This window comes from Herbiconiux moechotypicola (assembly GCF_024979255.1).
GTDB classification, from domain to species: Bacteria; Actinomycetota; Actinomycetes; order Actinomycetales; family Microbacteriaceae; genus Herbiconiux; species Herbiconiux moechotypicola.
In genome coordinates, this window is the sequence record NZ_JANLCN010000008.1 from 185,738 (window position 1) to 195,162 (window position 9,425).

Here is a 9,425-nt window from a genome sequence, read left to right on the forward strand (position 1 = left end):
CCCGAGGCTTGATACCCTGGGGACATGACCAGTGTGGCCGTCGTCCCCGGCTCGTTCGACCCCATCACCCTCGGGCACCTCGACGTCATCGAGCGTGCGGCCGGCATCTTCGACGAGGTGCACGTGGTGGTCGTGCACAACCCCGACAAACAGGCGCTCATCCCGATCGCCCACCGCGTCGAGCTGATCGAGGAGTCCCTGCGCGAGCGGGGGATCACCGGTTCCGGCGTGACCGTGAACTCCTGGAGCATGGGGCTGCTCGTCGACTACTGCACCGACGTAGGCGCCACCGCGATCGTGAAGGGCATCCGCTCGCAGATCGACGTGGCCTATGAGACCCCGATGGCGATCGTCAACCGCAATCTGGCCGGGGTCGAGACCATCTTCCTGCTGCCCGATCCGGCGCACGCGCACGTGTCGAGCTCGCTCGTGCGGCAGGTGTCGGCGCTCGGCGGCGACGTGGCGCCGTACGTGTCGGCCGTGGTCGCCGAGTTCCTCACGCACACCGCCGACTGATGGCGCGCATCCAGGTCGGCTACGCCGCCATGCTGGAGCGCTTCGCCCCTACCGAGGCGATCGAGCTCTCGGCCTACGCCGAGAGCCGCGGCTTCACGGGCGTCATGGCCGCTGACCGCTTCCAGCCCTGGGTGCCCCGGCAGGGGCAGGCCTCGTTCGTGTGGAACGTGCTGTCGGCGCTCGGCGAGCGCACCCGCGGTGACATCGGTCCCGGCTTCTCCACTCCGGGGTACCGTTGGCACCCGGCCATGGTGGCGCAGGCCTCCGCCACGCTCGCCGCAATGTACCCGGGCCGGCACTGGCTCGGCATCGGCTCGGGGGAGGCGCTCGATGAGCACGTGGCCGGCGGGTACTGGCCCGAGGCCCCCGAACGCATCAACCGCATGTTCGACGCCATCGACGTCATCAACAAGCTGTTCTCCGCCTCGCTCTCGGGCAAAGACGTCAAGCACTCCGGCCCGTTCTTCAAGCTCGAGTCGTCGCGGCTGTGGACCATGCCCGAGACGGCCCCGCCCATCCTGGTGGCCACCGCCGGCCCGGTCACGGCCAAGCGCGCGGGGCGCACGGTCGACGGCCTCATCACCGCGGGTGCGCCGCTCGACAAGATCGCCGGTCTGTTCTCGCGCTTCGACGACGGCGCCCGCGAGGTGGGCAAAGACCCGTCGCGCATGCCGAAGGTGCTGCAGCTGCATCTCTCCTGGGCCGAGACCGACGAGGAGGCCATGGCGAACGCGGTGACCGAGTGGCCCAACGGCGGCATGCGCTTTCCGAAGGCCGACATCCGCAGCCCGTTCGAGTTCGAGCAGATCGCCCGGCAGGTGCGGGCTGACGACTTCCAGGGCCGCCTCATGGTCTCCAGCGATCCGGATGCGCACCGCGCCTACATCCAGCGCTACGCCGACCTGGGATTCGATCGCATCTACCTGCACAACGTGGGCCGCAACCAGCGGGAGTGGATCGACGTGTTCGGCCGCGACGTGCTCCCGAAGCTGCAGCGATGACGGGCGCGGAGCTCTGGGTGAAGGCCTTCGGCGGCCTGCCCGAGATCGAGGAGGGCGACGACCTGGTCGCTCTCATCGGCGACGCGCTGGAGGCCGCCTCGATCGTGCCCTCCGACGGTGATGTTCTCGTGGTGACGAGCAAGATCGTGTCGAAGGCCGAGGGACGTCGCATCGCCGCCGCCGACCGGGAGGAGGCGATCACCGCCGAGACCGTGCGCGTGGTGGCCACGCGGGCGTACCCCGGCGGCGTGACCCGCATCGTCGAGAACCGGCAGGGGCTCGTGCAGGCGGCCGCGGGCGTCGACTCGTCGAACACGCCCGACGGCACCGTGCTGCTGCTGCCGGTCGATCCCGACGCCTCGGCGCGGTCGCTGGCCGCGGGTCTGCGCGCGCGCTTCAGGGTACTGCTCGGGGTGGTGGTCTCCGACACCCTCGGCCGGGCCTGGCGGCAAGGACAGATCGACACCGCCATCGGCGCGGCCGGGCTGCGCGTGCTCGACGACCTCCGCGGCTCGCACGACAGCTTCGGCCACGAGCTCGCGGTCACTCAGGCGGCCGTCGCCGATGAGCTCGCCTCGGCGGGCGACCTGGTGAAGGGCAAGGCGAGCGGGATGCCCGTGGCGCTCGTGCGCGGGGCGGGGCACCTGGTCGTGGAGTCGCTCGACACCCCGGCCCGAATGCTCGCCCGCACCGGGCCGACCGACATGTTCCGGCTCGGCACCGACGAGGCGCTCGCCGAGGGTCACGCGGCGGGATACGCGGAGGGACAGGCCGACGGCTATGCGGCCGGGTTCGCCGCGGCGCGCGCGGCGCTCGGCGACCTCAGCTGATGACCGCCGCGAGCACCGTGCGCTCCGCCAGGGTCCAGCTCGTGGTCACCGCGAGATAGAGGCTCGCGGCGAGCGGCACGAACGCCGCGAAGACCACGGTGATGAGCGGCGCCCAGCTGAGCGCGCGCGTCAGCGACGCGGTGGGGAGCGCTGGAGCGCCGGCGAGCCCGGACGCGGCGGGTGCAGGGGCCGGCGCCGCAGCCGCAGGCGGGGCCAGCCGCATCGACAGGCGCCGCGAGAGCAGCGCCACCGCGGTGAGCAGCGCCAGCAGCACGATGCCCGCGATCACGCCCGGCAGGTCGCCGCCGCCGACGACCGCGTTCACGAAGCTCGTGCCGAGCGGTGCCCCGAACAGCGTCTCGCCGAGCAGGGCGTTCGGGTGGCCGGCGATCACCGGCAGCACGAAAAGGCCGTACACCAGCGAGAGCACCGGTGCCTGCAGCAGGAGCGGCAGGCAGCCCGCGAGCGGGGAGGCCTTCTCCTCGGCGTAGAGCGCCATCGTCTCGCGCTGCAGGCGCTCGGGGTCGCGGCGGTGCCGCTTCTGCAGCTCGACCAGGCGCGGCGCGAGTCTCACGCGCATCCGCTGGGCCCGCATCTGCGAGACCCCGACCGGGACGAGGGCGAGCCGCACCCCGATCGTCACGAGCACGACGGCGAGCGCGGCGGCGTTGAGCCCGGCCCACGGGGTGAGCCAGGCGGTGAGTGCGGTGACGACGGTCGACGCCCCGTCGAGCGCGGCCGCGATGGGGCCGAAGTCGTAGATGTTCATGGGTTCCTCCAGACGGAAGCGGATGCGGACCGTGTGGTCGCGCGCACGCATCGGCGCCCCGGTGGGGAACGTCTCAGAGGGGGATTCTCAGAGGGGGAGGATGTGCGGCACGACCGGGAGGAACCGGCCCGGTGCCCGGGGGAGGGGACGCCCGGCCGCATCGGGGCGGGCCTGGGTGATGGGGTGGAGCGGCTCGGGCGCAGCGGTGCGGCGGGTGCTCGACGACGAGAGCGCGGCCAGCAGCGCCAGAGCGTGCCGCGACGCTCGGACGACCGCAGCGGTGGTCGAGGCCGCCGCTCCGAGCGCGGCGAGAGCGAGACCCGTCGCCACGAGCGCTGCCGAGCCGCCGGCCGACAGCGGTAGCTCGCCCGCCGTGACGAACCACACCAGGCCGAGGCCCGAGGTCACCGCGAGCGCGCGCAACACCGACGAGACCGTCGTGCGCATCCGCTCGCTCATGACCACGAGCCTAGCCGGTGAGAGGATCGCGGCGGGCGCGGGTCAGGCCGCCGTACGGTAGGTGTGCGAGGCCCCGCCGGGGCGCAGCACCGAGCCGGGCGTGATCGTGGAGTCGCGCTCCACCCGCGTGTCGTCGGAGATCTTCGCACCGGCGCCGATGCGCGAGTGGCTGCCGATCTTCGTGCCGCGGCCGATCAGGGCCCCCTGACCGATGTGCACGTTGGCTCCCACCACGACCCCGGCGCCCAGGGTGGCACCCTCTTCGACCCAGCTCCCCGAGCCGATCCACGCCCGCGCGCCCACGCGCGCGCCGGCTTCCACGTACGTCGTCGGGTCGACGAACGCCGAGGGATCGACCTCGGCACCCACGGCGATGTAACCCTTGCCGTTGACGTGGCGGCGGTACCGCGACACCACGCCGCGTTCGCCCTCGATCTCATGGAATGTTCTGCTCACGGTGTCGATAACAACCGATGCGCGCGTATCATTCCAGCGACGGGAACGATCGTTCTGCACTGCTCGGGATGCGAGGATCGAGCAGATGGAATCCCGCGAACTCAGCTGGACCGTGGTCGTGCCGGTCAAGGGCACCGCCGACGGCAAGTCCCGCCTCGACCTTCACGTTCCGCCCGACCGGCGCAGCCGGCTGGCCGATGCGTTCGCCCTCGACACGGTCGCCGCGGTGCTCGCCACCCCGACGGTGGAGCGCGTCGTGGTGGTGACGGAGACGGCGGCGCCGGTCGCGGAGGCCTTGGCGACGCTCGGGGCCGATCTCGTGGGCGACCCCGGAGCGGGGCTGAATGCGGCGATCCGTGCCGGACTTTCGTCGGCATCCGCGTCGGTGCCCGCGGCCGGGGGGCTGGCCGTGCTGCTCGGTGATCTGCCCTCGCTCCTTCCCGCCGACCTCGCCCTGGCGCTCGACCTCGCCGCCGCGCATCCGCTCGCCGTCGTCGCCGACGCGGAGGGCACCGGCACGACGCTGCTCGCCGCCCGGGGCGCCGTGCCCGTGCCGCGGTTCGGGGCGGGATCGGCCGCGCGCCACGTCGAGGGCGGGCACGTTCCGCTGGAGCTGCCGGCCGGAACCACGCTGCGCCGCGACGTCGACACCGCCGCCGACCTCGCGCAGGCGCTCGCCGCCGGGGTCGGCGCCCACACGGCGGCCGCGCTCACCCCTCCAGCAGCGAGTGGGCCGTCGCCTCGTCGATGATCAGATCGGTCATCACGCCCGCCGCCAGTGCTCCGTGGAGTGCCGGCAGCTTCGACCGCCCCGACACCACGCACACCCGCCGCGACACCTTCTTGAGCAGCGCCAGCGAGGGGCCTGAGGAGCGCGCGTTCATCGGGATGTCCTCGCTCGAGCCGTCGGCGCGGTAGAACACCGTCGCCACGTCGCCGACCACCGCCGAGTGCGTGAGCTGCTCGAAGTCGGCGTCGTCGAGGTAGCCGCCCACGTACACGTGCGACGGCACGTCGGCGTAGGCCGAGCCCAGCCCGAACAGCGCGATGTCCATGTGCTTCTGGATCTCGAGCACCCGTCGGATGCTGCGCTCGCGCCAGAGCACCTCCTTGGTGCGCGGGTCGTCGAAGAACGCCGGCACGGGGAACTGCTGCACGTAGGCGCCGTACGCGGTGCCGAAACGGCTCATGATCTCGCTGGCGTAGCCGATGCCCGTGGTGCGGGTGTTGGCGGCACCGTTCAGCTGCACGATCTGCGAGTTGTGGGTCACCTTCTCCTGCAGATGCCGCGAGACGGCCGAGATGGTGGAGCCCCAGGCGATACCCATGGTCATGTTCGAGTCGAAGAACGGGCCGAGAATCCGTGCAGTGCTCATGGCCACGCGCTCCAGCCGGTCGACCTCGGCAGTGGAGTCGGGCACCGGCACGACGTGCGCGGTCACCCCGTGGCGGTCCCGGATGCGGTCCTGCACCGACGAGATGCGGTCGACCGGGTTCTTCACCTGGATCTCGACGAGACCCGTCTCCCGCGCGAATCCGAGCAGGCGCGACACCGAGGAACGCGAGGTGTGCAGCTCGCTCGCGATCGCCTCCATGGTGAGGTCCTGCATGTAGTAGAGGTGGGCGGCGCGCAGGGCGTCGCGCTCCTTCTCGCTCGTGAAGCCGCTGTCCGTCATGCTCCCTCGCATCCTTTCGCCGAGACTGCACATATGTGCAACGAGGTTGATCATATGTGAAAACGCTGTAGAACTAGACGGTCACCAACTGATCCACGAAGGCGAGTGAGCAGTGAGCACCCCGAACCCGGCCCAGGCGTTCCACGCCGAAGACGACGTCCGTTCGAACGTCGAGGCGATCCGTCAGAATCCGAGCGCACAGGTGCTCATCATCGGCGGCGGCATCAACGGCATCGGCACGTTCCGCGATCTGGCGCTGCAGGGCGTCGAGGTCATCCTGGTGGAGCGCGGCGACTACGCCTCGGGCGCCTCGAGCGCGTCGAGCCACATGATCCACGGCGGCGTGCGCTACCTCGAGAACGGCGAGTTCCGCCTCGTGAAGGAGAGCGTTCAGGAGCGCAACCGCCTCCTGCGCCTGGCGCCGCACTACGTGAAGCCGCTGCCCACGACCATCCCGATCTTCTCCACCTTCTCGGGCATCCTCAGCGCCCCCTTGCGCTTCCTCACCCACAAGCAGGGCAAGCCGAAGGAGCGCGGCGCGCTGCTCATCAAGGTGGGCCTCATGGGCTACGACTCCTTCTCGCGCGACGGCGGCAACGTGCCCCGCCACCGCTTCGTGGGGCGCAAGAAGTCGCTCGCGAAGCTGCCGAAGCTGCGTCCCGACGTGAAGTACACGGCCACCTACTACGACGCCGCGGTCGAGAACCCCGAGCGTCTTGCGCTCGACCTGGTGCAGGATGCGCTGGCCGCCGGCCCGCACGCGCGCACCGCCAACTACGTGGAGGCGATCGGCGCCTCCGGCGACAAGGTGGTGCTCCGCGACACCGTCTCGGGCGAGACCTTCGAGGTCGCCGCCGAGGTGGTCGTCAACACCACCGGGCCGTGGACCGACCTCACCAACGAAGCGCTCGGCGAGGCCACCCGCTTCATGGGAGGCACCAAGGGCTCGCACATCGTGCTCGACAACCCCGAGCTCTACGAGGCCTGCGCCGGCGGCGAGGTGTTCTTCGAGAACAACGACGGCCGCATCGTGCTCATCTACCCGCTCAACGGCCGGGTGCTCGTGGGCACCACCGACCTCGAGGCCGACCCGCGCGAGCCCGCGCTCTGCACCGAGGAGGAGGTCGACTACTTCTTCGACCTCGTCGGCCACGTGTTCCCCACCATCACGGTCGACCGTCCGCAGATCGTCTACCGGTACTCGGGCATCCGCCCGCTGCCCGGCCACGGCGACACCGCGCCCGGCTTCGTCTCGCGCGACTACCGCATCGAGCAGGCCGCCTTCGGCACCTCGACGACGGTGAAGCAGCTGAGCCTCGTCGGCGGCAAGTGGACGACGTTCCGCGCTCTCTCCGAGCACCTCGCCAACGACACTCTCGCGCTGCTCGGCCGCGCCCGCACCGTGAGCACCACCGACCTCGCGATCGGCGGCGGCAAGGGCTACCCGCAGACCCCCGCGGCCATCACCACCTGGGTGCGCGCGCACGGAGCCGACCTCGGTGAGGAGCGCACCCGCGTGCTGCTCGCCCGGTACGGCACCAACGCCGCCGCGGTCATCGCCCACATCGTGGCGGCCGAAGAGACGGATGCGCCGCTCGAGTCGCTGCCCGGTTACAGCACCGCCGAGGTCGACTTCCTCATGGGGGAGCACACCGTGCACCTCAGCGACCTGGTGCTGCGCCGCACCATCATCGCCTTCGTCGGCTCCCTCGGGCAGCCCGCCTTCGACGAGCTCAGTGCTCTCGCGGCGCGGTCGGCCGGCTGGAGCGACGAGCGCCTGGCCGCCGAGCGCGCTCAGGCGGCTGAGAACCTCCGCTTCTTCCACGAGATCGTGGTCGAGGCGGCGAACACGACGGCGGCGGGCGCCGTCAACTAACCGGCCGGCGCTGGCGCCGTCCCTGAAGAAAGGTCAACGTGGACAATCTGCTCATCGACTTCACCGCCGAGCTGGTGGGAACGGCGCTGCTCGTTCTGCTCGGCTGCGGTGTGGTGGCGAACGTGGCGCTCGTGCGCACCAAGGGCTTCAACGGCGGAACGCTGATGGTCAACATCGGCTGGGGTCTCGCGGTGTTCGCCGGTGTGATCGTGTCGTACGCCTCGGGCGCGCACCTGAACCCGGCGGTCACCCTCGGTCTCGTCGCCAACGGCGCCACCTCGTTCGGCTCGGCGGCCACGCCCGTCGACGTGAACGTGGGCACGGTGCTGGCCTACATCGGGGCTCAGATGATCGGCGCCATCATCGGTGCCGTGTTCGTGTGGCTGGCCTACAAGCAGCACTTCGACGCGGAGCCCGAGCCGGCCAACAAGCTGGGGGTGTTCTCGACCGGCCCCGCCATCCGGTCCTACGGCTGGAACCTGGTCACCGAGATCATCGGCACCTTCGTGCTGGTGTTCGTCGTGATCGGTTTCGGTGGTGGTCGTCAGGGCGACGGCGGTCTGGCCGCGCTCGGTGCCCTCCCGGTGGCGCTCCTCGTGATCGGTATCGGTGCCTCGCTCGGTGGCCCGACCGGCTACGCGATCAACCCGGCTCGTGACCTCGGCCCGCGTATCGTGCACGCCATCCTGCCGATCAAGGGCAAGGGCGGCTCGGACTGGTCGTACTCGTGGGTGCCCGTGGTGGGCCCGATCATCGGCGGACTGATCGCGGGCTGGGCCGCCATCCCGCTGCTCCCCATCCTCACCTGAGCGCGGATCTGCGCAGTCCTCTCGCAACGCACTATCGGCAACAGCACTACCGGCAACAAAGGAGTTAGCAATGTCTGACAAGAAGTACGTCCTCGCGATCGACCAGGGCACCACCTCGTCGCGCGCCATCATCTTCGACCACGCGGGCACGATCGTGTCGACCGGTCAGAAGGAGCACGAGCAGATCTTCCCGAAGGCGGGCTGGGTCGAGCACGACCCGAAGGAGATCTGGGACAACGTGCGCGAGGTGATCGGTCTCGCCCTCTCGAAGGCCGACCTCACCCGCCACGACATCGCCGCGGTGGGCATCACGAACCAGCGCGAGACCGCCGTGGTGTGGAACAAGAACACCGGCGAACCCGTCTACAACGCGATCGTGTGGCAGGACACCCGCACCCAGGCCATCGTCGACCGGCTCGCGGCCGACGGGGGAGTGGAGCGCTTCAAGCCGATCGTGGGTCTGCCGCTCGCCACCTACTTCTCGGGCACGAAGATCGTCTGGATCCTCGAGAACGTGGAGGGGGCCCGCGAGGCCGCCGAGGCGGGCGACCTGATCTTCGGCACCACCGACACCTGGGTGCTCTGGAACCTCACCGGCGGCACCGAGGGCGGCGTGCACGCCACCGACGTCACGAACGCCTCCCGCACCCTCTTCATGGATCTCGAGACCCTCGAGTGGCGCGACGACATCCTCGAGGCCTTCGGGGTTCCCAAGTCGATGCTGCCGGCGATCAAGTCGTCGTCGGAGGTGTACGGCACCGTCGAGTCGTCGAACCTCCTGCGTGAGGTTCCGGTGGCGGGGATTCTGGGTGATCAGCAGGCGGCGACTTTTGGTCAGGCGGCGTTCGATGCGGGTGAGTCGAAGAACACGTACGGCACGGGGAACTTCTTGATCTTCAACACTGATACGGAGATCGTGCACTCGAAGAACGGTCTGCTCACCACCCTGGGGTACAAGCTCGGTGATCAGCCGGCGCATTACGCGTTGGAGGGGTCGATCGCGGTGACGGGGTCGTTGATCCAGTGGTTGCGC

11 protein-coding genes are annotated in these 9,425 nt (G+C 70.3%); 7 read left to right on the forward strand and 4 right to left on the reverse strand.

The window, feature by feature from the left end; all coding sequences use genetic code 11:
- The first annotated feature begins 24 nt into the window (after nt 1-24).
- Genes coaD through cofE form a run of 3 tightly spaced genes read left to right on the forward strand, consistent with a single transcriptional unit; the run spans nt 25 to nt 2,347 of the window.
- Complete coding sequence (gene coaD, locus N1031_RS14105; protein ID WP_259480333.1) at nt 25-516, forward strand: pantetheine-phosphate adenylyltransferase; 492 nt, start codon at nt 25-27, stop codon at nt 514-516.
- Nucleotides 516-1,517 carry a TIGR03557 family F420-dependent LLM class oxidoreductase gene (locus N1031_RS14110; protein WP_259480334.1) on the forward strand — a complete coding sequence of 334 codons (1,002 nt, stop codon included), beginning with the start codon at nt 516-518 and terminating at the stop codon, nt 1,515-1,517. Before coaD ends, N1031_RS14110 begins: the two co-directional genes overlap by 1 nt.
- Nucleotides 1,514-2,347, forward strand: a complete 834-nt coding sequence (gene cofE, locus N1031_RS14115) for a coenzyme F420-0:L-glutamate ligase (protein WP_259480335.1) — start codon at nt 1,514-1,516, stop codon at nt 2,345-2,347. Before N1031_RS14110 ends, cofE begins: the two co-directional genes overlap by 4 nt.
- Here the strand turns inward: cofE and N1031_RS14120 are convergent.
- The 3 genes from N1031_RS14120 to N1031_RS14130 form a co-directional block, all read right to left on the reverse strand.
- Nucleotides 2,340-3,116 (reverse strand): YidC/Oxa1 family membrane protein insertase, encoded by a 777-nt coding sequence (locus tag N1031_RS14120; protein ID WP_259480336.1) that lies wholly within the window; start codon nt 3,114-3,116, stop codon nt 2,340-2,342. The genes cofE and N1031_RS14120 overlap by 8 nt on opposite strands.
- An 87-nt stretch (nt 3,117-3,203) precedes the next feature.
- The gene (locus N1031_RS14125) at nt 3,204-3,575 is read right to left on the reverse strand and encodes a DUF6412 domain-containing protein (protein WP_259480337.1); all 372 of its coding nucleotides are present in this window, start codon (nt 3,573-3,575) and stop codon (nt 3,204-3,206) included.
- Between the two features lie 42 nt (nt 3,576-3,617).
- Nucleotides 3,618-4,031, reverse strand: a complete 414-nt coding sequence (locus tag N1031_RS14130; protein ID WP_259480338.1) for a DapH/DapD/GlmU-related protein — start codon at nt 4,029-4,031, stop codon at nt 3,618-3,620.
- Nucleotides 4,032-4,116: 85 nt separating this feature from the next.
- On the opposite strand from N1031_RS14130, the gene cofC reads away from it, so the two are divergent.
- The gene (gene cofC, locus N1031_RS14135) at nt 4,117-4,782 is read left to right on the forward strand and encodes a 2-phospho-L-lactate guanylyltransferase (protein WP_259480339.1); all 666 of its coding nucleotides are present in this window, start codon (nt 4,117-4,119) and stop codon (nt 4,780-4,782) included.
- Here the strand turns inward: cofC and N1031_RS14140 are convergent.
- On the reverse strand, nt 4,742-5,707 hold the full coding sequence (locus N1031_RS14140; protein ID WP_259480340.1) for a sugar-binding transcriptional regulator: 966 nt from the start codon (nt 5,705-5,707) through the stop codon (nt 4,742-4,744). The two genes, cofC and N1031_RS14140, sit on opposite strands and share 41 nt — an antisense overlap.
- A gap of 112 nt (nt 5,708-5,819) precedes the next feature.
- Here N1031_RS14140 and N1031_RS14145 point away from each other — a divergent pair, with 112 nt between their 5' ends.
- The 3 genes from N1031_RS14145 to N1031_RS14155 all read left to right on the forward strand — a co-directional run.
- Nucleotides 5,820-7,583 carry a glycerol-3-phosphate dehydrogenase/oxidase gene (locus tag N1031_RS14145; protein WP_259480341.1) on the forward strand — a complete coding sequence of 588 codons (1,764 nt, stop codon included), beginning with the start codon at nt 5,820-5,822 and terminating at the stop codon, nt 7,581-7,583.
- A 38-nt stretch (nt 7,584-7,621) separates the two neighbouring features.
- Nucleotides 7,622-8,392 carry an MIP/aquaporin family protein gene (locus tag N1031_RS14150; protein WP_259480342.1) on the forward strand — a complete coding sequence of 257 codons (771 nt, stop codon included), beginning with the start codon at nt 7,622-7,624 and terminating at the stop codon, nt 8,390-8,392.
- A 70-nt stretch (nt 8,393-8,462) separates the two neighbouring features.
- A partial coding sequence (locus N1031_RS14155) for an FGGY family carbohydrate kinase (protein WP_259480343.1) occupies nt 8,463-9,425 on the forward strand: 963 nt, incomplete at its 3' end.

Coding starts and splice junctions, on each gene's coding strand:
- cofE (WP_259480335.1), top strand. CDS start 1,514: ATGACGGGCGCGGAGCTCTGGGTGAAGGCCTTCGGCGGCCTGCCCGAG.
- N1031_RS14110 (WP_259480334.1), top strand. CDS start 516: ATGGCGCGCATCCAGGTCGGCTACGCCGCCATGCTGGAGCGCTTCGCC.
- coaD (WP_259480333.1), top strand. CDS start 25: ATGACCAGTGTGGCCGTCGTCCCCGGCTCGTTCGACCCCATCACCCTC.
- cofC (WP_259480339.1), top strand. CDS start 4,117: ATGGAATCCCGCGAACTCAGCTGGACCGTGGTCGTGCCGGTCAAGGGC.
- N1031_RS14125 (WP_259480337.1), bottom strand. CDS start 3,575: ATGAGCGAGCGGATGCGCACGACGGTCTCGTCGGTGTTGCGCGCGCTC.
- N1031_RS14140 (WP_259480340.1), bottom strand. CDS start 5,707: ATGACGGACAGCGGCTTCACGAGCGAGAAGGAGCGCGACGCCCTGCGC.
- N1031_RS14120 (WP_259480336.1), bottom strand. CDS start 3,116: ATGAACATCTACGACTTCGGCCCCATCGCGGCCGCGCTCGACGGGGCG.